The following is a 24,758-nucleotide window of genomic DNA, read 5'->3' as shown; positions in this document are numbered from 1 at the left end:
GGGGCTTACGCGCCCTCGCCATCCACCTCTTCGGGAAGCGGCACGTCGAACCCCGCTTCCAGTAGCAGCCTGTAGGTTTCCGCGAAGGCCCGCATCGATCCAAGCTGCTCCGATTTCCGCTGCGAGAAGAACACCGTCGCGCTTTGGTGGAACCGGATCGCGGCATCGGTGTCGGGATCCGCGCCGGGGCGATAGGCGCCCACCCGGATCAGATCCTCCATATCCGCGTATTTTCCGAGCGCGCGCCGGGCTGCCTGCATGATGCGATACTCTGCATCCGTGTGGCAGTCAGGCAGCATCCGCGAGATGCTTTTCTGCACGTTCACCGCCGGGTAGCGGTCCTGCTCAGCGATGTGACGATCCAGCACGATATGGCCGTCCACGATCCCGCGCACGGTGTCGGCGATGGGCTCGTTCATGTCGTCGCCATCCACCAGAACCGTGTAGAGCCCGGTGATATCGCCCGTCCCTTCGACGCCGGGGCCGGCCCGTTCCAGCAGATGCGGCAGCTCGGCAAAGACGGTCGGCGGGTAGCCACGGGTGGTCGGCGGCTCGCCCCCGGAGAGACCAATCTCGCGCTGCGCCATCGCGAAGCGGGTAACGGAATCGATCAGCAGCAGCACCTGCTTGCCCTGATCGCGGAAATGCTCGGCCACGGCGGTGGCGGTCCAGGCTGCCTGACGGCGCAGCAAAGGCGGCTCGTCGCCCGTGGCCACCACGACGACCGCGCGCGCCATCCCCTCGGGGCCGAGATCGTTCTGGATGAAGTCCTGCACTTCGCGACCCCGCTCGCCCACGAGGCCGATCACGATCACATCCGTATCGGTGTTGCGCGCGAGCATCGCCATCAGGGTCGATTTCCCAACGCCCGATCCCGCGAAGACGCCCATGCGCTGGCCCCGGCAGATCGGGGTGAAAATGTCGAAAACCTTGATCTGCGTCTCCAGCTTCGCGCCGACCCGCTTGCGGTCGAAGGCCCGCGGCGGGGCAGCCTTGAGGTCGCGCGCCGTCTCGCCCGGGGTCCAACCCGTGCCGCTGCGCACGGGGCGGCCCAGCGCATCCACGACCTGACCGATCCAGCTTTCATCGGGATGGATCAGATCGCCGTGCTGATCGAGTTCGACCCGATCCCCCACCGAGACGCCATCCCAGCTGCCGAACGGCAGAACGCGGGTTCCGGCCTCGTTCAACCCGACCGCCTCGGCCAGCACTGGGCCGCGCCGACCGTGCACGATGCACCGCTGACCGATTCCCATCGCGCGTTCGAGTCCGACGACAGTCAGCGACAGGCCCGTGACCGAATGGACATGACCGACAATTCTTGCCTCATCGGTCTCATCAACCGCATAATTCAAGGAAGAAAAAATCGTATTCACAAGGATAAACCCTACCAATCCATTCTCATACCGATATACTATCCATGAAAACGGAGCGATCCAACGTGAAACTTGATACGATATCCTTTTTTAACCTCGCATCGGATCGGATGCAGTGGCTTGCGGCCCGCCAGAAGGTGCTGGCCGAAAACATCGCCAACGCCGACACGCCGAATTATCGCGCGCGGGATGTGACCGACTTCCAGAGCTTCCTCGAGAAGAGCGACGCGAACCGCTCGGCGGGCGGCCCGCCGCACGAAACCACGGTCGAAACCGTGGGCGGCAGCGGCGCGTGGGACAGCAGCCTCGACGGCAACGACGTGGCGCTGGAACAGCAATCCGTGATGGCGAGCGAGAATGCCGATCAATACCGGCTGGCGGCGAACCTTTATCGCAAGGCCTATCAACTTCTCAACGCCGCCAGCGGCAAGGAATAACGCGAGGAGACAACCATGAGCATGGACCCTCTGAAATCAATCGGTGCGATTGCAGCAAGCGGGCTGCGGGCGCAAGGGGAGCGGTTGAAGGTCGTCTCCGAAAACGTGGCCAACGCGGATTCGACGGGCTCGACGCCGGGCGCGGATCCGTATCGCCGCAAGACCATCTCCTTCGGCGAGCTGGTCGATGACGCCTCGGGCGCCTCGATGGTCGATGTGACCGATGTCGGCCGCGACACGTCTGATTTCGTGCTGAAATACGACCCCGCCCATCCGGCTGCGAATGCCGAGGGTTTCGTGAAACTGCCGAACGTCAATCCGATCATCGAGATGAGCAACATGCGCGAAGCCGCGCGCAGCTACGAAGCCAACCTGAACATGCTCGAGACCGGCCGCCAGATGCGCCGCGAGATGATCGACCTCCTGAAATAGGTGAAGCATGAGCGATCCAGTCCTCTCCAATGCAGCGATCCGGGGCGCCTATGGCGCCTCGCGCAGCCTGAGCGGCGGCCCGGCCTCCGCACATGAAGCAAAATCTGCCGGACAGAGCTTCGGCGACATGCTCAAAAGCGCCGCCGAAGAGGCGGTGCAGACCATGCGCACGGCCGATACGACCGCGCAGGCAGGTCTGACCGGGCAGGCCAGCACGCAGCAGGTCGTCGAGGCGACCATGGCGATGGAATCCACCGTCAAGGTCACGGTGGCGATGCGCGACAAGCTGGTCGAGGCCTATCAGGAAATCATGCGGATGCCGATCTGAGGCAGGCGGGGGCGACATGGAAGAGGCCGATGTCTATGCGATCATGTCGGACACGATCTGGACGATCCTTATGGGGGCCGGCCCTATTCTTGCGCTCGCGCTGATCGTCGGCCTCGGCATCGCGATCTTTCAGGCGCTGACCCAGGTTCAGGAGATGACGCTGACCTTCGTGCCGAAGATCGTCGCGATCTTCGTCGGTCTCGTGCTTGCCCTGCCCTTCATCTACGCAACGCTGTCGCATCTGTCGGACACCGTCTTCGATCTCATCATGAACGGGCCCGCGTGATGGCGCGGGCGGGGTGGTTTCAATCCCTGGCGGCGCTTGCGATTGCGAGCCTCGCCGCGACAGGCCCCGCACGGGCCGAAGGCTGGGCGGGATTCTACACCTCGAGCCGCCCGAGCGTGCCCGAGGCAACGACGCCCCTCCCCTCTACCTTCGGCAATGACCAGCAATGCCTGCGCCAGATTTTCGCGGCGCAGGACCGCTACGGCATCCCCGACAACCTGCTGCTCGCGATCGGCCTGCAGGAGGCAGGGTATCGCAACGAGGGCCGTCTGACCGTCTGGCCGTGGAGCGTGAATGCCGCGGGCGAAGGGCGCGTGTTCGACAGCCGCGAGGCGGCGATGGCGTGGGTTCACCAGAAGCAGGCCGCGGGGGTCACCTCGATCGACACGGGCTGCATGCAGGTGAACCGCAAGTGGCACCCCGACGCGTTCGACTCGCTGGCCCAGTCCTTCGATCCGGCGGCGAATGTGGATTATGCCGCGCGGTTTCTGGTCGATCTGCACCGGCGCACCGGGGATTGGTGGATTGCCGCGGGCTCGTATCATTCTTTCACGCCAGAGGCGCGCCAGACCTACCTGACCGCGCTCAAGCGCAATCTCGCGGTAGCGCAGAAACGTGGCGATTATTTCGTCCAGCTCGCAGGCGCCGCCCCCGTTGATGCGCCCGCGCCGAGCCCCTCGCCGCGCCCTGCGCGCCGGAAACTGCCCGTCTTCTGGTCGGCTGACCTGACGGCGGATCAGGACATGCGGCTGTCGATCTATTCGACCAATGACCTGCAACCCGTGCTTCCCAATTTCACGCGAACGAATTGAGCGACGGATGAGCCAAAATCAGACCAGTTTCGGCAAGAACCTCGTAGGGCTTGGCATCAAGAACCGCGATATCGGCTTCGCGATTGGCGTGACGCTGATCCTCGGGATGCTGTTCGTCCCGCTGCCACCGATCATCCTCGATTTCGGCCTCGCGATTTCGCTGTCACTGTCGGTGCTGATCCTGATGGTGGCGCTGTGGATCCCGAAGCCGCTGGAGTTCAACTCTTTCCCGACGCTGCTGCTGGTCGTCACGATGCTGCGGCTGTCGCTCAACATCTCCTCGACGCGGCTCATTCTCAGCCAGGGCCATACCGGCCCCGGCGCGGCGGGCGGCGTCATCGAAGGGTTCTCGCGCTTTATCGTCGGCGGGGATTTCGTGATCGGGATCGTGATCTTCGCGATCCTCGTGGTGATCAACTTCGTCGTCATCACCAAGGGTTCGACCCGGATCGCCGAGGTCTCCGCGCGGTTCTCGCTCGATGCGATGCCGGGCAAGCAGATGGCAATCGACGCCGATCTCGGTGCCGGGCTGATCGACGAGGTTGAAGCCAAGCGCCGCCGCAAGGAGCTGGAGGACGAGAGCGGCTTCTTCGGCGCGATGGACGGTGCGTCGAAATTCGTGCGCGGCGATGCGGTAGCGGGGATCATCATCACGCTGATCAATGTCGTGGGCGGGATTCTGATTGGGGTCGTCCAGCACGGGCTGAGCGTCTCTCAGGCGGCGGGCAACTACACGGTCCTGACGATCGGCGACGGGCTGGTGACGCAGATCCCGGCGCTGGTGGTCTCGCTGGCGGCGGGCCTGATCGTCACGAAAGGCGGCACGGAAGGCGCGGCGAACGAGGCGGTGCTGGGGCAGCTGTCGAACTTCCCCAAGGCGCTCTACATGGCGGCGGTGCTGCTATTCGGGATCGGCCTGCTGCCCGGCTTCCCGATCGTGGTGTTTTTCGCGCTGGCCGGGCTGCTCGCCGGGCTGGGCTATGTGATGCAGGAACAGGCCGCCCTGCGCGCCAGCGACGAGGCGGCGGCGGAAGCCCGCGCGGCCCAGATGGAAGAGACCTCGGCAGAGACGACGCAGCAGCAACTCAAGCTCGACGAGCTGCGCCTGAGCCTCGGCGCAGGACTGGTGCCGCTCATCTCGAGCATGGATGCCGCCCTGCCCGGCAAGGTCAAAAGCCTGCGCAATCTCTTCATGAAGGATTACGGCTTCGTCTTGCCCTCGGTGCGCATCAAGGACGACCCGATGCTGCCGACGAACAGCTATTCGATCCTCGTGCAGGGAGTCGAAGCGGCGAAAGGCGAGCTGCGCCCCAATCTGGTGATGGTGATCGACCCGTCCGGCGATCAGGTGAAGCTGCCCGGCGAACGGATCAAGGAGCCCACCTTCGGGCTGAGTGCGGTTTGGATCGACCCAGCCCGCGCCTCCGAGGCCGAACAGCAGGGCCATACGGTCGTCGACCCCGAGAGCGTGATCACCACCCACCTCACCGAGATCATCAAGGAGCATATGTCCGAACTGCTCACCTATGGCGCGGTGAAGAAGCTTCTGGCCGAGCTGGACCGCGACTACCAGAAACTCGCGAGCGACATCTCCAACTCCGCGCCGGAAATCCTGCTGCAACAGGTGCTGCAATCGCTGCTGGCCGAGCGGATCTCGATCCGCAACCTGCCGCTGATCATCGAGGCCGTGGCCGAGGCCGCGCCGTCGAGCACCAACCCCGCCGTGATCACCGAGCGGGTCCGCGCTCGCCTTGCGAACCAGATCTGCCGCGCGCTGGCGGATGGTTCCGGCTTCGTGCCGGTGCTGACCATGTCGGGCGCGTGGGAGCATGAATTCGGCGAGGCGGTGAAGATCAACGGCAAGGACCGGACCTTCCTGATGTCGCCGCAGCGGGTGCAGGAATTCGTGCTGGAAGCGCGGCAGGAAATCCAGCGCCACGCGGCGCGCGACGAATGGCCCGCGCTGATGGTCGCACCGGAAGTGCGCGGCTATGTCCGCTCGATGCTCGAACGCGTGAGCCCGATGACGCAGGTAATCTCGCACAACGAGGTGCACCGGAAGGCCGCGATGAAGACGGTCGGGACGATCGGGGCCTGAGCGATGGGCGGGCTGAGCGCATTTCTCGACGGGCAGCTCTTCGGCTACTTCATCGTGTTTGCCCGGCTGGGCAGCGCGCTGATGTTCATGCCGGGCTTCGGCGAGATGCAGGTGCCGACCCGCAGCCGTCTGGCGATGGCGGTGGTGTTCAGCCTCGCGCTTTATCCCGCCACGCCGGTGATGCCGATGCAGCCCGACAATCTCGTGACATTCGCGGTCTACCTTGGCCTCGAGGTCACGACGGGCCTCTGGATCGGGCTGACCGCGCGGGTGCTGTTCAGCGCGCTGCAATTCGCGGGCCATCAGGCTGGTCAGGTCTCGGGCCTCGCCAATGCTTTCGCGCCCAGCCTCGGATCGTTCGAGGGCTCCACCATGATCGCGAGCTTCCTGCTGATCTCCGGCGTTGCGCTGATCTTCGTCACGAATACGCATCACGTCATCATCCGTGCGCTGCTCTATTCCTACGACGTCTTCCCGCCGGGCACGCTTCTGCTGGGCGACATGGCGAAGCAGATCGTCAAAGCCGCGTCGGCGAGCCTCTATATCGGGGCGGCGATCGCAGCCCCGTTCTTCGTCATGGGGCTGATCTTCAATCTCGGGATGGGGCTTGCGAACCGGATGATGCCCGCGCTGCCGGTCTTCTTCGTCGCAGCGCCCGCGCTGATCGCGTCGGGCCTGCTGATCCTCGCGGCGGCCTCGCCCAGCATGCTGCATGTCTTCCTCGGCCAGTTCACCGACTGGCTCGGCACTTTCGTCATACCCTAAGGAGCGCGCTGTGGCCGAAGGCGAAGAACAGGACAAATCCTCCAAGACCGAAGAGCCGACAGACAAGCGGCTGAAATCGGCGCGCGAGAAAGGCGACGTGCCCTCCTCGCGCGAGACCGGCAACATGATGTCGGTCTTCTCCTTGCTAATGATCGTGGTGTTCGTCCTCCCGGTCGTCGCGGGCCGGGCGATGACGTCGCTCGGTCAGGTCTTCGCCGGGGCAGGCCAGGTGACGATCGGCCAGGGGTCGGCAGGCGCGCGCGATATCGGCGACATCCTCAGCCTGCTTTTCGGCGAGATCGCCGGTTGGGCCGCCCCGATCTTCGGCGTGATGCTTCTGGCCGCGCTGTTCGGCGTGTTGATCCAGGGCGAGACCGTGGTCTCGTCGGAACGCATGAAGCCGAAACTGTCGAAGCTCTCGCCGCTCGCAGGGCTCAAGAAGATGTTCTCGCCCGGCGCGCTGGTCGAGTTCGCGAAGAGCATCACCAAGGTTCTCGTCATCGGTGCGCTCGCGCTCTGGGTCGCCAAACGCGCGGTCACCGGAATCTGGCAGGGCGAGAATTTCCTGCCCGAGCATATCCCCAGCTACGCGGCCCATTGGGCGAGCTGGCTACTGAGCGCGGCGATGGTGTTTCTCGTGCCGATCACCATCGGCGATATCATCTGGAAGCGGTTCGAGTGGCGGCGCAAGCTGCGCATGTCGCTCAAGGAAATCCGTGACGAGATGAAGGATTCCGAGGGCGATCCGCAGATCAAGGGCCGCCGCGCCGAGATCGCGCGCCAGCGGGCCCGTCAACGCATGGCGCAGGCGGTGCCGACCGCGAGCGTGATCGTGACGAACCCGACGCATTACGCCGTGGCACTGAAATACGAGCAGGGCAGCGACGCCGCGCCGGTCTGCGTCGCGAAAGGGGCCGATGCCGTGGCCGCCCGCATCCGCCAGATCGCGCGCGAGAACGAGGTGCCGATCGTCGAGAACAAGCCCCTCGCCCGCACGCTTCACGCCACGATCGAAGTGGATGACACGGTACCGGTCGAGCATTGGCAGGCGGTCGCGGAGATCATCGGCTACGTCATGGACCTGCGCCGCAACATCCGGCGCGCGCCGCCGAAAGGCTCGGTGTTGCGGGTCGACGAAGACTAAAAAAGGGGGCTGCGCGCCCCCTTTCCCCAATCAGCAACAACTGCGCCGCGATGCACGGAGCATGACGCCCGCGCGGTTCAGTTTAGCTTGACGTTCACCAGCTTCTGATCGCCCGGCAGCTTCGAGCGTTCGAGAATGATCTTGGAGACGGCCCGCGCGCGCACCGGGTTCATCTCGGCCATGATCGGGGCGACCTCGCGCTCCTTCATCGTGGCCAGCACCATGACCGTCACCTCGATATCGAGGTCGTTCATGATCGAGGCCGCCGCCGCGGGCTTCATGTTCTTGTAGATCGACACGAGGCGATCGACGTCTGCGGTATGCGATTTGCCGACTTGGTCGAGCAGCTTGGTCACCTTGTCCTTCAACTCGGTCAGATGCTGCGACTGGGTGTCGAGACCCTGCTTGGCAAGCTCGATCTCGGCGCTGCGGGCGTCGAGTTTCTTCTTCTGCTCGGCGAGGAGGTCGCGCTCCTGACGCACGGACATCAACAGCTCTTCCGGCGTCGGGCCGCAGCCACCGGTCGCATCGGCAGAGGTATCGCTCGCCGGCGTCGCAGCGGCGTCCTTCTCCGCTCCGCTGGCAAGCGCGGCCTGCAACAGCGAATCCGGGAACGGGATCATGTCGGAGGGAAGGCTGGTCGCGAGTTTCGCACCGCCAGAGAGCAGCAATACGCCCACGAGAACCTGAAGCGGACGGCCCTTCACCATTGGCCCTGCGCCTCCCGGCGCACGCGGGTCTGCTCGAAGAAGCTTTTGACCAGTTCGGCCTTGCCGGTCACGCGGGTCAGACCCATCGGCGCTTTCGGCGCGGCGCGGCGCGAGTTGAAGGTCAGGGCGGGCGCGGCCTCTTGCGAGGGTGCCGGTTCGGGCGCGGGCGCTTTCTGCGCCTCGGCGACCGCGTCCTTCATCTCTTCGACGGAGAGTTGCGACTTGTCCACGGCTGCGGAGAAAGCCACGACCAGCGGCTCCATCTCTTCGAGCACGAGCATGAGCTTTTTCACCCGCCGCGTGATGACCACGCCATAGGCCATCAGCCCGGCAAGAGACACGAGAATAATCGCGTTAATCAGCATCGACATCATTGCTCCACTCGTCCTTTCCCATGAGGTTCGCGGTCACCTTCAGTGCCATCGACCCGTTTTGCTTCTTGCCCATTTCGCCTTCGAGAACCGGGCTCCCGGCACAGAGCAACAGGACCGGATGGCTGTCGTCGATCCCGAGATCGAGCGTGTCGCCCACTTTCCAGTCCAGGATTTCGCGCATCGGCACCACCAGCTCGCGCAGCTGCGCGGTAAGCGCCACCGAAGACCCTTCGATCTTCTGTTTCAGCTGCGTGCGCCACGAGCTGTCCGCGCCGAGCCGATCCCCGAAGAAGATCTTCGTGAGCAACGGGCGCACCGGCTCGAGTGTGGCATAGGGGAGGATCAGGTGGACCTCGCCATCATAGCCCTCGAGACTGACCTTGAGCGGCACGCGGACCGTGGGGCTGTTGGGCTGGGCGATATTGGCGAATTGCGGATTGCTCTCCATCCGGTCGACCTGGAAGGAAACCTCGCAAATCTGCCGGAAACCCACCGCCATATCGGCAAGGATACGTTCGGCGACCTGCTCGCCCATCCGGCGCTCGATCGTGGTGAAACCATGCTTGGCATCCTTCGCCCGGCCCGACGGCTGTCCGCCCAGCATCAGTTCGAGCGCGGAGAACAGGAAGACCGGATCCTGCGAAAGGATAAACTGGTCATCCCAAGGGTCGGCCTGCGCAACCGCGATCAAACCATGCTTGGGCAGGCTTTTCATCGCGTCGGCAAAGGGCAGGTATTCGACCTCGCCCAGCGTCACGTCCAGCACCGAGCCGGTCAGAGATTTGAGCGAGCTGGAGAAGGACAGAACGAAGCGCTCGAAGATCACGTCCAACATCGGCAGACGCTCGTAATTGAGCATCGACATGCGGATGATCTCGTCTTCGACCTCTGCCGTCGTCGTGGCCGCCATCGCCATGTCCGCCTGTTCCGCCATCGTCACTGCACCACGAGATCGCTGATGAGAATTTCGCTCGGCGTGTCATTGCCCACGACCGCGCGGGCGCGCTTGAGCAGTTCCGCCTTGAGCTTGATGAGGCCGATGCTGCCGCGCAGATCCTCGACCGTCATCTGACGCAGGAACCCGGTAAAAGTGTCGCGGATGAAGGGCTTCTTCTCGGCCATCTTGGCCTCGGCATCCGGCGAATCGGGATAGACTAGCGCGAGGTGAATCTTGAGGTAGCGCGCAGCGGGTGTGCCGTCTGCGGTCGTCTCGGTGATGTTCACCACGATGTCGTCGAAATCCAGCAGCGCATCCGCGCCAACCGCGCTTGAAGCGCCATGCCCGGCCGGCTCTGCAGCGGTGCCCCCGGTGAGCGCCGAGACGCCGCCGAAGGCCACGAAGCCACCGCAGAACATGGCCACGACCGCGAGCGCACCCGCCGCCATGATGAGACGTTTATGGTCGCGCAACGTCCGCCAGCGCGTTTCGGGCGCCTCGGCAACCTCTTCTTCATCAATGGCCGCATCAATCATCGGCTATCGCGCCTCTCTTCGTCGAATTTAAAGATAAAATTCGATCTCAACTGGATATCATGAAGTATATACATCCGCACTTTACTTGCAATACAAAGATAGAATAGCTTCTACAGGATCGATTAAGAATAACTGGTGTTCGCCGTGCAGCAATTCTTGCAGAACCTTCAATCCTTGGGACGACGCAAGCTCCTGATGCTTGGGGCTGTCGGTGTCGTCAGCGTTCTCGCGCTGGTCTTCGGCCTCTCCGTCGTGACGGCCCCGAGCTACAAGCTGCTCTACAGCCAGCTTTCACCCTCCAGCGCCGCCGGAATCGTCGACACGCTCGAACAGGCAGGGTTCAAGACGCAGCTTTCCGCAGACGGTAGCGCGGTGTCGGTGCCCGAAGGGGATATTGCCCGCGCCCGCATGGCATTGGCCGAGAAGAACCTGCCCGTGGATGGCGAACCCGGCTGGGAGCTGTTCGACAATGCGAGCGGCTTCGGCATGAACACTTTCATGCAGCATGTGAACCGGCTGCGCGCGATGGAGGGCGAGTTGGCGCGCTCGATCCAGACCATCGACGGGGTGCGCAGCGCGCGCGTCCATCTGGTTCTGCCCGAACGCGAAGCCTTCTCGCGCACCAGCCCCGATCCGAGCGCGAGCGTCATCGTGCGCGCCGCCTCTTCTCGCGGGATCAGCCGCAAGGAAGCACTGGCGATTCGCAACCTGATCGCGGCTGCGGTGCCCAATCTCGACGGCAACCGGGTGACGGTGCTCTCGGCCAGCGGCGAGACGATCCTCGCGGAGAATTCCGACGCCGCCGGGCAAGCGACGCTGCAGTCGAACAAGGCCGCGACCGAGGACCGGATGGCGCGCTCAATCGAGCAGATCCTGACGGCGCGCGTCGGTGCGGGCAACGCCCGCGTGCAGGTCAATGTCGACCTGTCCAACCAGCGCGAAGTCGTGGTTCAGCAAAGCTTCGATCCCGATCAGCAGGTCGTGCGCTCCACCCAGAACAATGCCGAGCAGCAGAAGGGCGTGCAGAACGGCGATTCCGGCGTGAACACCGGCAACAACATCCCTGGCGCGCTTGGCGGTCCGGGTGCGAGCAGCACGACCGACAGCCGCAGCAAGAACGGCGAGTCGGTGCAATACGAGATCGGCAACACCCGGCGCGAGACCACGACCGAAGCCGGTGCGGTGCAACGCGTCTCGGTCGCCGTGCTGGTGAACGGCATCTACAACGTGCAGGACGACGGGTCGCTGAAATACGAACAACGCTCGCCGGAAGAAATCGCACGCCTTACTGCGCTGGTGAAATCGGCGATCGGCTATGACCAGAACCGTGGCGATACCGTCTCTGTCGATAGCCTGCGCTTCATCGATTACTCGATGGAGGTCGGCGGCCCCGTTGGCCCGACGCTGATGCAGCGGCTTTCGAACAATATCGTCTCGATCCTGCGCTGGGTCTTCGCTCTGCTGATCGTGGTCGCCGTGCTTGTATTCGGCCTGCGCCCGCTGCTGAACCGGGCCGACCGCGAGCGCGCGCGGCTGAGCGAGGCGCCCGGCGCAGGGGCGCTCGCAGCCCCCGAGGGCGAGGCGGAAGCAGCGGCGCCGGCGAGTAACAACCTGCCCGCAACGCCCGCCAACGCCGTCGCGCCCCGCACGCAGGAGGCCGCCGAGCCCGCAGCGCCCGTTCAACGTGCGGAGCGCTACGACCCCGCCGGGGATGATGAACTGATCACCAATTTCGCGATCAGCGGTGCGATCCTGAAGCGCAAGGTCTCCGCGATCCAGAAGATCGCCGAAGACGAGCCGCAAGAGGCCCTCAAGGTCCTGCGCGGCTGGCTGTTGAACGAGGCGTGAGATGACGGTTTTCCAGCGCGATTTCGATGAAGAGATGCAGGCGGAAGATGCCCGCCGCGCCGCCGAACGGCTGAAAGTGTTTACCCAGGCCGATCTCGATGCGGCAGCGGCGGCTGCGCGCGCCGAGGGGTTCGAGGCGGGCCGTGCGCAGGGCCGCAACGAGGCCAGCGCCGAAATCACGACGTCGCTCGAGGCGCGCCAGACAGAGGCACTGGAAAAACTCGCCCCCGAGATCGCGACGCTTCTGGGCAATCAGCTGGCCCATCAGGCCGCGCTGGAGCGGCACCTTTGCGGCTTCGCCCTGCGCGTTTGCGAGAAGGTCTTCCCCGAATTCATCGCGAGCTGCTCGACCGCGCGGGTCGAGACGCAGATCCGGCGGGCGATGGAAATCGCGCTGCGCAAACCGAGTCTCACGATCCGCCTCTCCCCCGCCAATGTCGCGGGGCTGGCACCGGTGATCGAGGCCAGCGCCGGGCCGAACAGCCCCGCCCTGAACATCGTCGCGGATCCGGCGCTTGCCGATGGCGACATCCATGCCGACTGGGATGACGGCGTGATGGATTACAGCTTCGAGACGGTCTGCCGCAGCATCCTCATCGCTCTGCGCCAGACCGTCTCGCCCCAAGCCACACCAATCAGGAAAGCCGTGTAAATGTCCGACAACGATACGCCCGAATCCACGCAACCGCCTGAGACGCCGGAAACCGAAGCGCAGCCGACGCAGGACGAAGCCCGCGCGGCTGCGGCGGAGAGCTTGCTGCACAGCCTCGCCAGCAAGCAGGCCGCGAACGACGGTGACGGGCAGAACGTCAACGCGATGCTCAATGTCGGGCTCTCGGTTCAGATCGTGCTGGGCCAGAGCCGTATCCCGATCTCGCAGCTGCTCAACCTCAGCCGCGGTTCAGTCATCGAGCTGGAGAAAAAGATCGGCGAGCCGGTGGACGTGGTGATCAATGACCGGCTCGTCGCGCGCGGCGATCTGGTGAAAGTGGGCGAGAACCGCCTCGGCGTCACCCTGACCGAGATCGTCAAAGACTACGTCCCGACACGATGACCACCCTCGCGAAGCGTTCTTTGACAGTGAAGGCTGGCCTGCCGCTCTTCGTCCTGACCCTCGCCGCGTCGCTCGCGTTCAGCGGCGGCGCCGAGGCGCAGGAGGCGGGCGGCTTGCTTGGCGATCTGGCGCAGGGGCTCAACAACGCCGCCCCGGGCAGCGACGCCGCCGCCAGCCTGAGCGGGCGGATCATCCAGCTGATCGCGCTGATGACCGTGCTCAGCATTGCGCCGGGCGTCCTTGTCGTCATGACCAGCTTCACCCGCTTCGTGATCGTCTTCTCGATGCTGCGCTCCGCTCTGGGGCTGAACCAGACGCCGCCGAACATGGTGCTGAGCGCGATGGCGCTGTTCATGACCTTCTTCGTGATGCAGCCGGTCTTCGACGATGCCTGGACCGGCGGGCTGCGGCCGCTTCTGAACAACACGGTGACCGAGGAACAGGCGCTCGTCGGGATCGGCGCGCCGTTCAAGGCCTTCATGTTCGCCAATACGCGCCCGAAGGATCTGAAGCTCTTCGCCGATCTCGTCCGCGACAACGAGGCGGGGCAAAACGCCGAACCCGCGCCCGAGACACCCGCGCCTGCCACGGCGGAAGAGGCGAGCTGGCGCACCCTCGTCCCCGCCTTCATGATCTCCGAGCTGCGGCGCGCCTTCACGATCGGCTTCCTGATCTACCTGCCCTTCATCGCGATCGACCTCATCGTCGCCTCGGTGCTGATGAGTGCGGGCATGATGATGTTGCCGCCGGTGATGATTTCTCTGCCCTTCAAGGTGATCTTCTTCGTACTGATCGACGGCTGGTACATGCTCGCAGGCAGCATGATGCAATCCTATGTTGCCTATGGCGGGGGCGGCTAAGCCTCGGCGCCGTCCCTATCCTTAGAAAATGCTTCACGCCAAAGAATAGCGCGCGATCCTGATTGAGAATACAAGGATAGACTGCTATTCTTGCCGAGACCTCAGAACAGATCGAGCGCCGACGATGAAAACCTCCCGGGATTACAAGAAACTCCGCGGCCCCGAGAAGGCGGCAATCCTTTTCCTCTGCCTTGGGGAGAAGCATGGCGCCGGGCTGATGCAGAGGCTCGACGATTACGACATCCACTCGATCACCCACGCGATCTCGTCTTTGGGCACGATTCCCGCCGATGTCGTGGAAGAGGTGATGAGCGAGTTCATGGAAACCGCAGGCGATGGCGGCGGTATCGTCGGGTCGATGGAAATGGCGCAAAGCATGCTCAAAGGCTTCCTGCCCGAGGATCGGGTGAGCGACATCATGCAGGAGATCCAGGGCCCGCTGGTGGGGCGCAATATCTGGGAGAACTTCTCCGCGCTTAACGAGCAGGTCATCGCCAATTACCTGAAGGAAGAGCACGATCAGACGGTCGCGGCGATTCTGAGCAAGGTGAAGCCCGAGGTGGCCTCGAAAGTGCTGCCGCTTCTGGGCGAGGAGCGCATGATGGAGGTGCTGGAGCGGATGATCGGCATCGACACCGTGCCGCGCTATGTCTTCCAGAATATCGAGGAGACGCTGCAGAAAGAGTTCATGAGCTCGGCGACTCGCAACACCGGGCCGGACCCGCAGCAGCGCATGGCCGATCTTTTCAACAAGCTCGACAGCAAGCTGTTCGACGACATCACCCAGCGTCTGGAGAAGCGCATCCCGGATGCCTTCGGCGCGATCAAGGCGAAGATGTTCACCTTCGACGATCTGTGCAAGCTCGACCAGCAGAGCCTCGTCAAAGTCATGCGCGGGGTCGAAGGGCAAACGCTTCCGCTCGCCTTGCGCGGGGCCAAGAAGGAGGTGCGCGATTACTTCCTGAGCGCCCTGCCCGCCCGCTCACGCGACATGCTGAACGAGGAAATGACCGCGATGGGCCCGGTGCGCGGGCGCGAAGTGCAAGAGGCGCAATCCGCGCTGGTGGACTATGCGCTGGAGCTGTCGCGCGACGACGAGATCCGGATCCCGCTCGACGATGACGACGTGATTATCGACTGAGGTCAGCCGCGATCTAAGGCAGGCTTACCGGTAGCGCGAGGCCGAGAAGGTCGCGATCGCGGTCAGATCGAAGGTCGCGGGCACGAACTGGCCCGAGCCGCCCTGAACCGCGCCTTGCATCAGCGTCACCGCAGCACTCCCCGCGCCGTTCGTCGCGAAACTCTGCGCATCGGATACGGCGACGAAATGAGAGATCAGATTGTCGACCTCCTTCGGGTCCTTGAGCTTCGTGATGTCGAACTTGTCCTCGAAGATCTGTTTCTGCCGCTCGACATCGAGCTTCACCACGTCATTCGGAATCCCCAATGCCGTGCGCATGAACTGCGCGGTATCCTTGTCTTTCAGGACCGAATACCACGTTTTGACGCCATCGAGCTTCTGGCGGAATTCGAGCACGGACCCGACAGTCGCGTTCTGCTCGCTCTCGCCATTGATGAACTGCTGGCTGACATACTGATCGACGATCTTGTCCTGCCACGCGGACGAGGAGGTATTCGTATTCGCCGTCCCGCCGTTAGTGAATCCGAGCGCATCGTAGAGCTTGCGGAAGCGCGGATCGGTGAGCTTGTTCACAAGCGAGGTCTTGTCGGCGGAATCGCTCGACAGGATTTCGCGCATCATCGCCTTGCCGAACATCTGGTCTTCCAGATCGAAGGCCTTCATCACGAAGCTATAGGCGTCGTAATTGTCCACCAGATCGGCTGCAGTGTGGATATTGGCGATATTCTCGCGGAAACGGCTGATCGCGCGGGCATGTTGCGGCTCTTTCGCCAGCTGATCGAGCTGCTTGGCTTGCGTCCGGTCGATCAGGTTCAGCGCGAGGCGGCTGCTCATTCCCGAAATCGTCAGCATTCTTCCCCCTCCAGCGCCACCGCCGGGCTCGCATCTCCGGACAGACGCGCGAACAGCTCCTCTTCGCGTCGCATGACCGGGCGCAGCGCGCTCAACGCCTTGTAGTAATCGCCCTGGGAAACCCAGTTCGCGGCCTCGAAGACGCCGCCGACCACGGGGGCACTGAAAATCGTGGCAAGATCGGCAAGCTTTTCCTGAATGACCGGCACCAGCGTGTCGCGCGTATCGGCGCGGATCAGCGCCGTCTGAATCAGGAAGTAGGCCTGCTTCACCGGGGTCGGCTCGCAGTTTTCATCCAGCAAATCTTCGGCCCGGATCACGTCGGCGGTGTTCTCGATCTGAAGCGTCTGGCGACGGTTGGCATTTCGGATCACGCATCCATTGACCACGATCCGCTCGTTCGGTTTCAACGTCAGTCGTAGTGCCATGACCCGCGCCCCTTTATTCCGCAGCCACCGGCTCGCCAGCGTCGCCGCTGAGCCCGCGGATGATGTTGCGATTCACCTCGACGAGGGGCGAGACCGTGCCACCGCCGCCCATTACGACCTGCGTCTCCCGTTCGACCCAGAGCGCGAGAGAAATCAGCGCCGCTTTCAGCTCGGCGGGAAACTGGTTCGCCGGCTCCGCGAGGTCATCACGCAGCGCGGTCCAGATGCGCTCATTCTCCCAGAGCGCGGTGCGCAGACCCTGCGCGAGGATTGCCCCCCGCCCGGCCTTCGGCGCGCCGTCATAGTCGGCCAGATAGGCCTCCAGCTCTCCGGTGACGCGGGACAGAATACGACGCTCGATCTGCCGCGGAGACTCGGTTTCGGAAATGGTTCGCTTATACGCGGCGACGCTCATGCAAGCTCTCCTCTCGATATTCTTTTCTTCTCTTTCGCCGAACTTAGCACGGCGCGGTTAAAGGCGTTTTTAAACTTTGCCGGAAAAGACAACTCAAGAGCGGCAAAAGAAAAGGCCCCGCAACATACGGGGCCTTTCCATTCAGTTCATCACCACGACTTAGCGGAACAGGCTCAGAAGGTTCTGAGGGCCCTGGTTCGCGATCGAGAGCGACTGCGTCGCGAGCTGCTGCTGGACCTGGTAGGACTGAAGGCGAGCCGCCTCCTTCTCCATGTCCGCATCGACCATGTTGCCGACACCGGTGTCGAGCTTGTCGGTCAGCTTGCCGAGGAAGTCCTGCTGGGATTCCAGCGACTTCTCCGCAACACCGAGCGAGGTCGCGTTGTCGATCGCCGTCGAGAGAGCGCTTTGGGCGCTCGTCAGCGCGCTGGTCAGAACCGCCGCCGAACCACCAGAGATATCGATCCCGCTCAGCGTCGCCTGAAGCGAAGAGAGATCGACCGCCTGGAAGGTCATCGACGTGGTCGCGAAGGAACCGCTTGCGCGGCTGATCCCAGTGACGACCGTCACGTTGGCCGAACCGTCGACGAGGCTGTCGCCGTTGAAGGTCGCCTGGCTGATCGTGGTGCCGATCTGATCGACGATGCTGCGGAGTTCCTTCTGGACCGCAGCATGATCCACCGCGTCGCCTTGGGCGAACGAAACACGCTCGACGAACTGCTGGGCGAGATCCTTCACCGACTCTGCGCCAAGACGCGCGGTCGAAACCGAGTTCTTGGTCAGGGTCAGACCTTCGTTGATCGACTTGTACATGCCGCTGTCGCTGTTCATCGATTCCGAGATCGAGAAATAGGCGGCATTGTCTTTCGCCGAATTGATCTTCTTGCCGGTCGAGATGCGGTTCTGCGTGTCTTCGAGACCCTTGTTGACCCCACGGAGGGTCGCAAGAGCATTCATCGCGGAGGTATTGGTAAGAATGGACGACATTTCTAGTCACTCCTCATTCTGAAAGATATTTGTTTTCGTCTTCTGACAGAAAAACGGCGCGAGCCGTGGAGAGGAATTTTGGGCCGAAGATTAAGCGCAGGTTAACGAATGCGGGAAACCTAGAATTCCCTATCGATATGCATCTGCGGACCGTCCTGTCCTGTGACCGGTTTGCCACTCTTTCCATAGAGACCATCGAGACTGTGCCGGTTCCGGATCTTCTCGATCTCGCGCACGATCTCGCGGGTCGCCTCGGACATCCGCGACAGTAGAACGCTATTGTCCTGCACGGCGGTCTTCAGTTGGCGGAGCTTTTCGCGAAGCGCGGGCGCAGCATCCTCAGACGCTTCGAGGAATGGCTCGACCACGGGGATCTTTAACTCGATCCGCTTCAGCAGGTCCGCCTTGCGATCATAAAGCTCGGTGACGCGATCAAGATGCCCCGCCTCGACCGCCGCGATTTCGTCACGCAACAGATCGAGCGTCGCATCGATATTCGCCTCAAAGGCGGCGAGGTTGGCATCATCCTCGTCGGTCAGAACGGGGCCTTCGGCGGCGATATCGCGCCGGGCCTGCATCCGCTTGCGAAAACGCGACGGGGTCTCGTCAGCCATGGTCATCTCCGTTCGAGTTATAGGCGCCGATCATCCGCTCGACGCTCTGCGCGATCCCGGTCCGACCGGAGGCGGCGATCTCGTCGGCGATGCCGCGTGCGAGGAAGGACTTCCACATCTCCTCGGCGTGGCCACCATCGAGACCGCCCATCTTCACGGTCTTCATCATCTCGCCCACGGCCTGCTGCAGGAAGGTCGCCTCGAAATTCTTGGCGATCTCCTTCGCGTCCTGCGACTTCGCACCGGATGCAGCAGGCGCCTTGAGCGACGCAGCCGAGAGCGACGGTTTCGACGGATCGAGCGGATTCATCAGATGATCTCCAGATCGGCATGAAGCGCGCCCGCGGCCTTGATCGCCTGCAGGATCGAGATCGTCTGCCGGGCGCCCACGCCAATCGCATTGAGGCCGTCCACGAGGTCCTGAAGGCTGACATCGCCCCCTTGGAGCACGCTGAACTGGGTGTTTCTCTCTTCGACCTGCACATCCGTTTCGGGCACTACGACAGTCTCCCCGATAGAGATCGGCTTCGGCTGGCTGACCGCGTAGCTTTCCTTGACCTTCACGGTCAGACCGCCCTGACTGATCGCGACCTGATCGATCCGAACATTCGAGCCGATCACGATGGTCCCGGATTTCTCGTCGACCACCACCTTGGCAACGGAGTCGGGCGTGACAGGCAGGTTTTCGATCATCGCCAGCAGCTCCGGGACGCCGTATTTTCCCTTCGCCTGCACCTCGATGGTGGAGGGGTCGAGCATCTGCGCAGTATTGTGGCCGAGCTTGTCGTTGATCACCCCGGCGACGCGCGACGCGGTCGTGAAATCGGGCTCGCGGAGGGACAGGCGCACGGAATTCATCGAGTTCAATTCGAATGCGATTTCCTTCTCGACGATGGCGCCGTTCTCCATCCGCGCGACGGTCGGCACTCCATCCACGATGCTCGCCGCGTTGCCCTTAGCGCTATAGCCCGCGACCGAGATCGGCCCCTGCCCCACGGCATAGATCTCGCCATCCGCCCCGACGAGCGGCGTCACGATCAGCGTGCCGCCGCGCAGACTGTCCGCATTGCCGAGCGAGGAGATCGTCACGTCGATCGTCGAACCGCGGCGGGCGAAGGGCGGCAGTTTTGCCGTCACCATCACCGCGGCTGTGTTCTTCGTCTTGATCGCGTCGCCGGAGAGATTGCCGACCCCGAGCCGTTCGAGCATCCCCTCAATCGACTTCTTGGTGAAGGGGCTGCCGTTGAGGGTGTCGCCGGTCCCGTTCAGACCGACCACGAGACCGTAGCCCACGAGCTGGTTCTCACGCACGCCCTCGAAACTGGCGATATCCTTGATGCGAACCTGCGCGGCGGCCGGGAGCGCGCAGAGCGTCCCTGCAATGACGGAGAGCGCGACGAGCGCCCCACGAACCCCGGCGCGAGAAAACGACGCCCGATTACCTTTTCGGCGCAAAGAAGCAAGCATAGTTTCCTCACATCACCAGCACATTCCGCCAAATTAAAGCAAAACATAAATAGTGTCCAATATAAATCAGTACTATTCTTGACTAATCCTTTGTGGCAACTTAGCGTGATCTTGCCGCTTGTGCGAGAAACTTGCCCGGGATGGAGGCCTGCATGAATATTTACGTCTTTGAGCCTCGCGATGGCCGCGTTCGCGGCCTGCTCAGCGAGCTGGAGAGCGTTGGGCTGCAACCCGTCCTCGTCCCCGCATCCTTCTTCGCGTCCGATCTCAGCACGCTGAACCAGAAGGGCGTCGATACGCGGGCGATCCTGATCGGCGACTGCCCGGAAGTGACCGACTATATCCGGGCCATCCGGAGCTGCGGCTGCCGCAATCCGGTTCTGGTGATGCGCGATTTCAAGAACTCACGCGATGCCTCGGAAGCGCTCGACGCCGGGGCCGACGACGTCATGGTCAGCCCGATCAAGGGGATCGAAGCGCTGTCGCGGATCAACTCGATCATCCGCCGCTCCTATGGCCACGCCGCCGAGAGCATCAGTGTCGGCGAGATCACCGCCTTCTTCGACGGGCGCGATCCGCTGGTCTCCGGCGCGCGGCTGAAGCTGTCGAACCGTGAGCACGCGATCTTCCAGCACCTGGCGCTTAACGCGAACAAGGTGATTGCGAAAGGCGCGATCTATGACGCGGTCTACGGGATGAGCGACGACCAGCCCTTCGACAAGGTCATCGACGTCTATATCTGCAAGCTGCGCAAGAAGATCGCCGATGCGGCCGATAGCGGCCACCAATATATCGAGACGGTCTACGGTCGTGGCTACAAGTTCAGCGAGCTGGAAAGCACGAGAGACGTGAAGCTCGCAGCCTATGAGCAAACCGACGCGCGGGGCACGGTAGCCGCGCGATAAACGCGCGGCTCAGAGATAATTCAGGATCGACAGTTTCGACATCTGCGCGGCTACGCTGTAGCTCGCGCTGAGTTGCGTCTGGAGCGCGGTCATCCGGGTCGCGGCCTCATAGGGATCGACCGAGACGTAATCCGACAGGCGGCTATTCAGCACCGAATCCATCGATTGCTGCTGCGTGAGTTTGATGTCGAGCCGCTTCTGCTTCGCACCCAGCGCAGTCTCGGAATTGCGCAGCCCTTCGACGCCATCGCTCAGCGCTTTGACGCCGGCTGCCACCCAGCTTTTATAGGCATCCTGATCAGTGATCTTCGACACGTCGGTCGAAGCGAACAACGCAAGCCCCTTGATCAGGTTGCGGAACTCGGGATCGTCCGCCTGCATCCCGTAATCGAGCGTCTCGCCATCCCCGATCAGCGCCGTTTTGCGCGGCGTCCCGGCTGTCGCATCGCCCTGGAAGAAGGTCGAGCTGTAGCGTTTGGCCGGATCGGCATTGGTGTCGTCGAATACGCTGTCGATCTGCGACAGCATCGCCGTCGCCTGAGTGGCATCTGCGGGACCGCTGCCCACGATCCCCGACAGAACATCTCCCGCCGAAAGGCCCGTCGCACCGTTCGTCACGTCATAGCCCCGCAGCGCGGCCTTGTCCGAAGCCACCCCGGAGAACAGATGCTCCCCGTCGAGCGAGACATTCAGGCTCGTCATGATGGTGTCGAGGGCGGCGCGCGCGCTTTGCTGCAGGGTCGCCGCCGAGGCGCCGGGGCGCTCGAGGTTCCCGACGGCGAGCCCGAGCACATCCTGCGCGGCCCCGCGCGCCGTCGACGCGCTGGATGCGATCATATCCAGCTTGCTCCCGAGGAGTTTGTTCGAGGTAATGAAATGCGAATTGGTCGTCGCGCGATCTTCCAGCGCGAGCACGAAGGCCGATTTCGCCCCCATATCCGCATAGACATCGGATTTGCGCCCGGTCGCGACCTCGTCACTCGTCCGCTGCAACTCGGCCGTGGTGCGATCGACCGACCGCCGCGAGATCACGCTCATCTGCAGGGTCGACAGCGAATTCCGGATTAGGGGGATCATCGTTCAGTCTCCTCAGACGGCTTCGAGCAGCGTGTCCATCATCTTCATGACGGCAGTCATCATCTTCGAATTCGCGGCATAGCTCTGCTGAATCGTTATCAGCTTCTGCATCTCATCGTCGATGTTCACGCCCTGAATGCCCTGGCGCGTGCCGTTCACCGTCTCGGCGGCGGTGCGCGCGGCGGCGAACCGTTCCTGCGCGCGGGTACCCTCGAACTCCTGCGCCGAGATCATGTTGCTTCCATAGTCGCGCAGCGACAGCGATGGCTCCAGCCCAGTGCCCGGGGCCGCCGAAAGCGGATCGTCGAACATCGACACGAAGGCTTCGATCTGGGTCGAGTCGCCTGCGGCACCCGGCGCGGTGGCGCCGATCCCGTCGCGCAGGCGCGAGAGCTGCCCACCCTGCGCGGGGTCCACCGCCGCATTGACCGAAATCCGGCCCGCCAACCCTTCGAGATTTGCGGGATCGTAGGCTGCGCCTGCATCGGTGAAGAGCCCCGCCTGCCCCGGCGCGAGCGAGGCGTCCGCACTCTCGAAGCCCTGCACGAGCCCCCGAGCCATCTCGTCGAGCTGAAGCTGGAAGCGCGGCAGAACGTCCTTCTTCACCGCGAACAGCCCGGCGAGGCTGCCATTCTGGAAGCCGCGTGCGTCGGCGGAGTCCGGGGTGATCTCCGTCTTGCCTGCGAACAGCTTTCCAGCCACCTGATCATAGGTGATGTAGCTCGCCTGATTCCCATCGACGAGCGGCGTGCCCCCAGCCGTGTAGAGCGTCGCGCGCCCGTCGGTGGAACGACGCACCTGCATGTCGATCAGCTTCGACGCCTTTTCCACCAGCACATCCATCTGGTCTCCCAGATCGGCTGCGCCGAGCGAGCCGGGCGGCGCGTCCGAGATCTGCTTGTTGAGCGAGGTGATCTTGTGCAGCGTCTCGTTGAAATCCGAGACGTCGTATTTGATCTCCATATCGACCTCGCCGCCGACCCGCGCGAGCATGTCGCTGCTTTGGTTCAGCGAGGTCACCATCTCCTGCGCGGAGGCCGCCACGCCATTTTGCGCCGCGTTACTGCCGGGATTGTTCACCAGCGCGATCATCGAGCTGCGCAGATCGGTCAGGCGATCCGCGGGCGACAGACCGTCGCCCGGCTGGCCGAGGGTCGCCGTATATTCGCCCACCGCCTCGTAGATCGCCTGCTCGCGCGCCATGGCCGAGGAATGCTGCCGATACATGCGGTTGAGCGAGGCGTCGACTTCGCGCCGCGCCTCGCCGGTTTGCACGAGGCCGCCCACGGTCGTGACCTGCGGCAATTCCTTGCGCACATAGCCTTCGGTGCTCGCATTCGCGATGTTGCGCGAGGTCGCTTCCGATTGCATCTGCGCCGTGCGCAGACCGCTCGTGCTCGCCTGGAGGGCGCCCGTCAGGCTCATCGGCTTACTCCGTTCTCAGCGTGACGATCAGCGTTTGAGACGCGTGGTCTCGTCGAGCATCTCATCCATCGTGGTGACGATCTTCGCGTTGGTGGAATAGGCCCGCTGGGTGCGGATCAGATCGCTCAATTCCTGCGCGATATCGACATTCGACCCTTCAAGCGTCCCCGAGGAAATCGCGCCCACCGGGCCCTCGTTCGCCTTGTGGATCGTGAAGTCGCCGCTGTTGCGGGTCAGCCGATAGGCGTCGCCATCGACCTCCTGCATCCCGTTCGGGTTCGCCACATGGGCGAGCGGGATCTTGTAGAGCGCCTGCCGCTGGCCGTTGTCGAAGATCCCGTACATCGTGCCGGTATCATCGACCTCCATCCGGGTCAGCGCGCCGGCGGACGAGCCGTCGGTGTCGAATTTCTGCGGGGTGAAATCGCCGGCGAACTGAGTCATCCCGTCGAAGCTGTTCAGCGCACCGAGCCCGACGTCGATCGGCTGGGTCGTGCCACCGTCATTCATCGTCAGGCTCATGACGCCCGTGGTCGTGTCCATCGAGAAGGCACCGGGGGCTGTCGCGAGATTGGTCACGCCGGAATAGCTGACCGGGGCACCCGCATTGGGCCCGTTGGCGGCGAAATCGACCGTGACCTGACCGTAGGGAACGCCGTCGCCATCGGACACGGTCACGTCCCACTGGTTCTGGGTCGCGGTCGGCTGCCAAGAATATTCGAGCCGCTTCGCCGCACCGAGCGGCGTAAAATATTGCGAGGACGAGGTGAAGGGGGCGCCCGGCGTCGCGTTTCCGGTTTCCTGCGAGGGCAGATTGCCTTGCACGCTGACCGTGGTCGTCGCCTTCGCGCTCAGCGTCGCATCGGTCACGTTCACCGTCTTCAGCCCATTGAAGCTGTTGCCGTCGATCGAGCCGAGCGTGCCGTCGGTATAGGGGTAGCCCGAAAGGAAATAGCCTGCCGAATTGACAAGGTCGCCATTCTCGTCGGGCTTGAACGACCCGGCGCGCGTCAGGACGTAATCGGACTCGACGCTCGTATTGGCTCTGCCGGATACGACGAAGAACCCGTTCCCGTTCACCGCGAAATCGGTTGCGGAACTGGTGGGGATCACCGCGCCCCCGTTCGTCACGTCGGAGGAGACGACAGCATTGACACCGGACGGCGCATTGAGCCCGCCAGTCGGCGTCATGGTCACCATCTGGGCGAAGCTGCGCTTGTAGCCGGTGGTATTCGCATTCGCGATATTCTCGGAAATTTCGCCAACGGCGACGGAGTTTGCGTTCAGCCCGCTCACGCCGGTCTGCATCGCGCTCGAAATACTCATGATTTTATCCTCTCATGTCCGAAGAGAAGGGGGTCCTATCTAGGAGATAGGCGACCGATGTTTAACTGGAGTTAAAAATATCTGCGTTTTGTCTTTGACGATGTTGGTGAGGGGCAATGCATAG

The 24,758-nt window shown here is 63.2% G+C and carries 29 protein-coding genes; 14 read left to right on the top strand and 15 right to left on the bottom strand.

Annotation, left to right across the window (positions count from 1 at the left end; all coding sequences use genetic code 11):
- Positions 1 to 5: 5 nt before the first annotated feature.
- Positions 6 to 1,355 (bottom strand): FliI/YscN family ATPase, encoded by a 1,350-nt coding sequence (locus BMI88_RS00750; RefSeq protein WP_210401987.1) that lies wholly within the window; start codon positions 1,353 to 1,355, stop codon positions 6 to 8.
- A gap of 65 nt (positions 1,356 to 1,420) precedes the next feature.
- Between BMI88_RS00750 and BMI88_RS00745 the strand changes: the two genes are divergently transcribed.
- From BMI88_RS00745 to flhB, 8 genes are read left to right on the top strand one after another with little or no spacing between them, the layout of a single operon-like run.
- Positions 1,421 to 1,813, top strand: a complete 393-nt coding sequence (locus BMI88_RS00745) for a flagellar basal body protein (RefSeq protein WP_281480127.1) — start codon at positions 1,421 to 1,423, stop codon at positions 1,811 to 1,813.
- 21 nt (positions 1,814 to 1,834) lie between these two features.
- The gene (flgC, locus tag BMI88_RS00740; protein ID WP_078522122.1) at positions 1,835 to 2,245 is read left to right on the top strand and encodes a flagellar basal body rod protein FlgC; all 411 of its coding nucleotides are present in this window, start codon (positions 1,835 to 1,837) and stop codon (positions 2,243 to 2,245) included.
- 7 nt (positions 2,246 to 2,252) lie between these two features.
- On the top strand, positions 2,253 to 2,573 hold the full coding sequence (locus BMI88_RS00735) for a flagellar hook-basal body complex protein FliE (protein WP_078540261.1): 321 nt from the start codon (positions 2,253 to 2,255) through the stop codon (positions 2,571 to 2,573).
- A 16-nt stretch (positions 2,574 to 2,589) separates the two neighbouring features.
- Positions 2,590 to 2,859, top strand: coding sequence for a flagellar biosynthesis protein FliQ (gene fliQ, locus BMI88_RS00730; protein ID WP_078521954.1), 270 nt, complete (start codon positions 2,590 to 2,592; stop codon positions 2,857 to 2,859).
- Positions 2,859 to 3,671, top strand: coding sequence for a transglycosylase SLT domain-containing protein (locus tag BMI88_RS00725; RefSeq protein ID WP_078545179.1), 813 nt, complete (start codon positions 2,859 to 2,861; stop codon positions 3,669 to 3,671). The genes fliQ and BMI88_RS00725 overlap by 1 nt, the downstream gene beginning before the upstream one ends.
- A 7-nt stretch (positions 3,672 to 3,678) precedes the next feature.
- Positions 3,679 to 5,769 (top strand): flagellar biosynthesis protein FlhA, encoded by a 2,091-nt coding sequence (flhA, locus tag BMI88_RS00720; protein WP_078545176.1) that lies wholly within the window; start codon positions 3,679 to 3,681, stop codon positions 5,767 to 5,769.
- Positions 5,770 to 5,772: 3 nt separating this feature from the next.
- Positions 5,773 to 6,534: a flagellar biosynthetic protein FliR gene (locus BMI88_RS00715; RefSeq protein WP_078545174.1), complete on the top strand. Its 762-nt coding sequence runs from the start codon at positions 5,773 to 5,775 to the stop codon at positions 6,532 to 6,534.
- A 10-nt stretch (positions 6,535 to 6,544) separates the two neighbouring features.
- Positions 6,545 to 7,678, top strand: coding sequence for a flagellar biosynthesis protein FlhB (gene flhB, locus BMI88_RS00710; protein WP_246831789.1), 1,134 nt, complete (start codon positions 6,545 to 6,547; stop codon positions 7,676 to 7,678).
- Between the two features lie 77 nt (positions 7,679 to 7,755).
- Here flhB and BMI88_RS00705 read toward each other — a convergent pair whose 3' ends face one another.
- Genes BMI88_RS00705 through BMI88_RS00690 form a run of 4 tightly spaced genes read right to left on the bottom strand, consistent with a single transcriptional unit; the run spans position 7,756 to position 10,235 of the window.
- A complete protein-coding gene (locus BMI88_RS00705; RefSeq protein WP_078545170.1) occupies positions 7,756 to 8,388 on the bottom strand; it encodes a hypothetical protein in 633 nt (210 codons plus the stop codon).
- Positions 8,382 to 8,759, bottom strand: coding sequence for a hypothetical protein (locus BMI88_RS00700; protein WP_078547207.1), 378 nt, complete (start codon positions 8,757 to 8,759; stop codon positions 8,382 to 8,384). Before BMI88_RS00700 ends, BMI88_RS00705 begins: the two co-directional genes overlap by 7 nt.
- Complete coding sequence (locus BMI88_RS00695; protein ID WP_078545168.1) at positions 8,743 to 9,696, bottom strand: FliM/FliN family flagellar motor switch protein; 954 nt, start codon at positions 9,694 to 9,696, stop codon at positions 8,743 to 8,745. Before BMI88_RS00695 ends, BMI88_RS00700 begins: the two co-directional genes overlap by 17 nt.
- A 2-nt stretch (positions 9,697 to 9,698) precedes the next feature.
- Positions 9,699 to 10,235 carry a flagellar basal body-associated FliL family protein gene (locus BMI88_RS00690; protein ID WP_078545166.1) on the bottom strand — a complete coding sequence of 179 codons (537 nt, stop codon included), beginning with the start codon at positions 10,233 to 10,235 and terminating at the stop codon, positions 9,699 to 9,701.
- A 195-nt stretch (positions 10,236 to 10,430) separates the two neighbouring features.
- Here BMI88_RS00690 and fliF point away from each other — a divergent pair, with 195 nt between their 5' ends.
- From fliF to BMI88_RS00665, 5 genes are all read left to right on the top strand, one after another.
- Complete coding sequence (gene fliF, locus BMI88_RS00685) at positions 10,431 to 12,083, top strand: flagellar basal-body MS-ring/collar protein FliF (RefSeq protein ID WP_216644138.1); 1,653 nt, start codon at positions 10,431 to 10,433, stop codon at positions 12,081 to 12,083.
- Position 12,084: 1 nt separating this feature from the next.
- Positions 12,085 to 12,735 carry a FliH/SctL family protein gene (locus BMI88_RS00680; protein WP_078545164.1) on the top strand — a complete coding sequence of 217 codons (651 nt, stop codon included), beginning with the start codon at positions 12,085 to 12,087 and terminating at the stop codon, positions 12,733 to 12,735.
- Positions 12,736 to 13,137 carry a FliM/FliN family flagellar motor switch protein gene (locus tag BMI88_RS00675; RefSeq protein WP_078545162.1) on the top strand — a complete coding sequence of 134 codons (402 nt, stop codon included), beginning with the start codon at positions 12,736 to 12,738 and terminating at the stop codon, positions 13,135 to 13,137.
- A gap of 38 nt (positions 13,138 to 13,175) precedes the next feature.
- On the top strand, positions 13,176 to 13,997 hold the full coding sequence (fliP, locus tag BMI88_RS00670; protein WP_246831834.1) for a flagellar type III secretion system pore protein FliP: 822 nt from the start codon (positions 13,176 to 13,178) through the stop codon (positions 13,995 to 13,997).
- Positions 13,998 to 14,121: 124 nt separating this feature from the next.
- Entirely contained in the window at positions 14,122 to 15,138 is a 1,017-nt protein-coding gene (locus BMI88_RS00665) for a flagellar motor switch protein FliG (RefSeq protein WP_078521974.1), read from the top strand.
- Between the two features lie 24 nt (positions 15,139 to 15,162).
- Here the strand turns inward: BMI88_RS00665 and BMI88_RS00660 are convergent, their stop codons facing one another.
- From BMI88_RS00660 to BMI88_RS00630, 7 genes are all read right to left on the bottom strand, one after another.
- Entirely contained in the window at positions 15,163 to 15,990 is an 828-nt protein-coding gene (locus BMI88_RS00660) for a DUF1217 domain-containing protein (protein ID WP_078545158.1), read from the bottom strand.
- Positions 15,984 to 16,418: a flagellar biosynthesis repressor FlbT gene (locus BMI88_RS00655; RefSeq protein ID WP_078521978.1), complete on the bottom strand. Its 435-nt coding sequence runs from the start codon at positions 16,416 to 16,418 to the stop codon at positions 15,984 to 15,986. The genes BMI88_RS00660 and BMI88_RS00655 overlap by 7 nt, the downstream gene beginning before the upstream one ends.
- 13 nt (positions 16,419 to 16,431) lie before the next feature.
- Complete coding sequence (locus BMI88_RS00650; protein WP_078545156.1) at positions 16,432 to 16,833, bottom strand: flagellar biosynthesis regulator FlaF; 402 nt, start codon at positions 16,831 to 16,833, stop codon at positions 16,432 to 16,434.
- A gap of 159 nt (positions 16,834 to 16,992) precedes the next feature.
- Complete coding sequence (locus BMI88_RS00645) at positions 16,993 to 17,820, bottom strand: flagellin (protein WP_078521982.1); 828 nt, start codon at positions 17,818 to 17,820, stop codon at positions 16,993 to 16,995.
- Between the two features lie 119 nt (positions 17,821 to 17,939).
- On the bottom strand, positions 17,940 to 18,434 hold the full coding sequence (locus BMI88_RS00640) for a hypothetical protein (protein WP_078545154.1): 495 nt from the start codon (positions 18,432 to 18,434) through the stop codon (positions 17,940 to 17,942).
- Positions 18,427 to 18,744: a rod-binding protein gene (locus BMI88_RS00635; RefSeq protein ID WP_078545152.1), complete on the bottom strand. Its 318-nt coding sequence runs from the start codon at positions 18,742 to 18,744 to the stop codon at positions 18,427 to 18,429. Before BMI88_RS00635 ends, BMI88_RS00640 begins: the two co-directional genes overlap by 8 nt.
- Complete coding sequence (locus BMI88_RS00630) at positions 18,744 to 19,901, bottom strand: flagellar basal body P-ring protein FlgI (RefSeq protein WP_078545150.1); 1,158 nt, start codon at positions 19,899 to 19,901, stop codon at positions 18,744 to 18,746. The genes BMI88_RS00635 and BMI88_RS00630 overlap by 1 nt, the downstream gene beginning before the upstream one ends.
- A 152-nt stretch (positions 19,902 to 20,053) precedes the next feature.
- Between BMI88_RS00630 and BMI88_RS00625 the strand changes: the two genes are divergently transcribed.
- Positions 20,054 to 20,806: a response regulator transcription factor gene (locus BMI88_RS00625; RefSeq protein WP_078547203.1), complete on the top strand. Its 753-nt coding sequence runs from the start codon at positions 20,054 to 20,056 to the stop codon at positions 20,804 to 20,806.
- A gap of 9 nt (positions 20,807 to 20,815) precedes the next feature.
- Here BMI88_RS00625 and BMI88_RS00620 read toward each other — a convergent pair whose 3' ends face one another.
- The 3 genes from BMI88_RS00620 to BMI88_RS00610 are packed head-to-tail and all read right to left on the bottom strand — an operon-like array spanning position 20,816 to position 24,634.
- Positions 20,816 to 21,883 (bottom strand): flagellin, encoded by a 1,068-nt coding sequence (locus BMI88_RS00620; protein ID WP_078545148.1) that lies wholly within the window; start codon positions 21,881 to 21,883, stop codon positions 20,816 to 20,818.
- 12 nt (positions 21,884 to 21,895) lie between these two features.
- Entirely contained in the window at positions 21,896 to 23,308 is a 1,413-nt protein-coding gene (gene flgK, locus BMI88_RS00615; RefSeq protein ID WP_078545146.1) for a flagellar hook-associated protein FlgK, read from the bottom strand.
- 27 nt (positions 23,309 to 23,335) lie between these two features.
- Complete coding sequence (locus BMI88_RS00610) at positions 23,336 to 24,634, bottom strand: flagellar hook protein FlgE (RefSeq protein WP_078545144.1); 1,299 nt, start codon at positions 24,632 to 24,634, stop codon at positions 23,336 to 23,338.
- Positions 24,635 to 24,758: the final 124 nt, after the last annotated feature.

Origin of the sequence: Thioclava sp. F36-6, assembly GCF_002020305.1 — a bacterium.
In the GTDB taxonomy this organism is placed as follows: Bacteria; Pseudomonadota; Alphaproteobacteria; order Rhodobacterales; family Rhodobacteraceae; genus Thioclava; species Thioclava sediminum.
Note: the sequence above shows the minus strand (reverse complement) of the source record. Positions and strands in the feature narration are given on the sequence as shown.

Excerpts from the sequence above, each read along its gene's own strand:
- BMI88_RS00745 (WP_281480127.1), top strand. The coding sequence starts at position 1,421 with ATGAAAACGGAGCGATCCAACGTGAAACTTGATACGATATCCTTTTTT.
- flgC (WP_078522122.1), top strand. The coding sequence starts at position 1,835 with ATGGACCCTCTGAAATCAATCGGTGCGATTGCAGCAAGCGGGCTGCGG.
- BMI88_RS00735 (WP_078540261.1), top strand. The coding sequence starts at position 2,253 with ATGAGCGATCCAGTCCTCTCCAATGCAGCGATCCGGGGCGCCTATGGC.
- fliQ (WP_078521954.1), top strand. The coding sequence starts at position 2,590 with ATGGAAGAGGCCGATGTCTATGCGATCATGTCGGACACGATCTGGACG.
- BMI88_RS00725 (WP_078545179.1), top strand. The coding sequence starts at position 2,859 with ATGGCGCGGGCGGGGTGGTTTCAATCCCTGGCGGCGCTTGCGATTGCG.
- flhA (WP_078545176.1), top strand. The coding sequence starts at position 3,679 with ATGAGCCAAAATCAGACCAGTTTCGGCAAGAACCTCGTAGGGCTTGGC.
- BMI88_RS00715 (WP_078545174.1), top strand. The coding sequence starts at position 5,773 with ATGGGCGGGCTGAGCGCATTTCTCGACGGGCAGCTCTTCGGCTACTTC.
- BMI88_RS00705 (WP_078545170.1), bottom strand. The coding sequence starts at position 8,388 with ATGGTGAAGGGCCGTCCGCTTCAGGTTCTCGTGGGCGTATTGCTGCTC.
- BMI88_RS00700 (WP_078547207.1), bottom strand. The coding sequence starts at position 8,759 with ATGTCGATGCTGATTAACGCGATTATTCTCGTGTCTCTTGCCGGGCTG.
- BMI88_RS00695 (WP_078545168.1), bottom strand. The coding sequence starts at position 9,696 with ATGGCGGAACAGGCGGACATGGCGATGGCGGCCACGACGACGGCAGAG.
- BMI88_RS00690 (WP_078545166.1), bottom strand. The coding sequence starts at position 10,235 with ATGATTGATGCGGCCATTGATGAAGAAGAGGTTGCCGAGGCGCCCGAA.
- fliF (WP_216644138.1), top strand. The coding sequence starts at position 10,431 with ATGCTTGGGGCTGTCGGTGTCGTCAGCGTTCTCGCGCTGGTCTTCGGC.
- BMI88_RS00680 (WP_078545164.1), top strand. The coding sequence starts at position 12,085 with ATGACGGTTTTCCAGCGCGATTTCGATGAAGAGATGCAGGCGGAAGAT.
- BMI88_RS00675 (WP_078545162.1), top strand. The coding sequence starts at position 12,736 with ATGTCCGACAACGATACGCCCGAATCCACGCAACCGCCTGAGACGCCG.
- BMI88_RS00665 (WP_078521974.1), top strand. The coding sequence starts at position 14,122 with ATGAAAACCTCCCGGGATTACAAGAAACTCCGCGGCCCCGAGAAGGCG.
- BMI88_RS00660 (WP_078545158.1), bottom strand. The coding sequence starts at position 15,990 with ATGCTGACGATTTCGGGAATGAGCAGCCGCCTCGCGCTGAACCTGATC.
- BMI88_RS00655 (WP_078521978.1), bottom strand. The coding sequence starts at position 16,418 with ATGGCACTACGACTGACGTTGAAACCGAACGAGCGGATCGTGGTCAAT.
- BMI88_RS00650 (WP_078545156.1), bottom strand. The coding sequence starts at position 16,833 with ATGAGCGTCGCCGCGTATAAGCGAACCATTTCCGAAACCGAGTCTCCG.
- BMI88_RS00645 (WP_078521982.1), bottom strand. The coding sequence starts at position 17,820 with ATGTCGTCCATTCTTACCAATACCTCCGCGATGAATGCTCTTGCGACC.
- BMI88_RS00640 (WP_078545154.1), bottom strand. The coding sequence starts at position 18,434 with ATGGCTGACGAGACCCCGTCGCGTTTTCGCAAGCGGATGCAGGCCCGG.
- BMI88_RS00635 (WP_078545152.1), bottom strand. The coding sequence starts at position 18,744 with ATGAATCCGCTCGATCCGTCGAAACCGTCGCTCTCGGCTGCGTCGCTC.
- BMI88_RS00630 (WP_078545150.1), bottom strand. The coding sequence starts at position 19,901 with ATGCTTGCTTCTTTGCGCCGAAAAGGTAATCGGGCGTCGTTTTCTCGC.
- BMI88_RS00625 (WP_078547203.1), top strand. The coding sequence starts at position 20,054 with ATGAATATTTACGTCTTTGAGCCTCGCGATGGCCGCGTTCGCGGCCTG.
- BMI88_RS00620 (WP_078545148.1), bottom strand. The coding sequence starts at position 21,883 with ATGATCCCCCTAATCCGGAATTCGCTGTCGACCCTGCAGATGAGCGTG.
- flgK (WP_078545146.1), bottom strand. The coding sequence starts at position 23,308 with ATGAGCCTGACGGGCGCCCTCCAGGCGAGCACGAGCGGTCTGCGCACG.
- BMI88_RS00610 (WP_078545144.1), bottom strand. The coding sequence starts at position 24,634 with ATGAGTATTTCGAGCGCGATGCAGACCGGCGTGAGCGGGCTGAACGCA.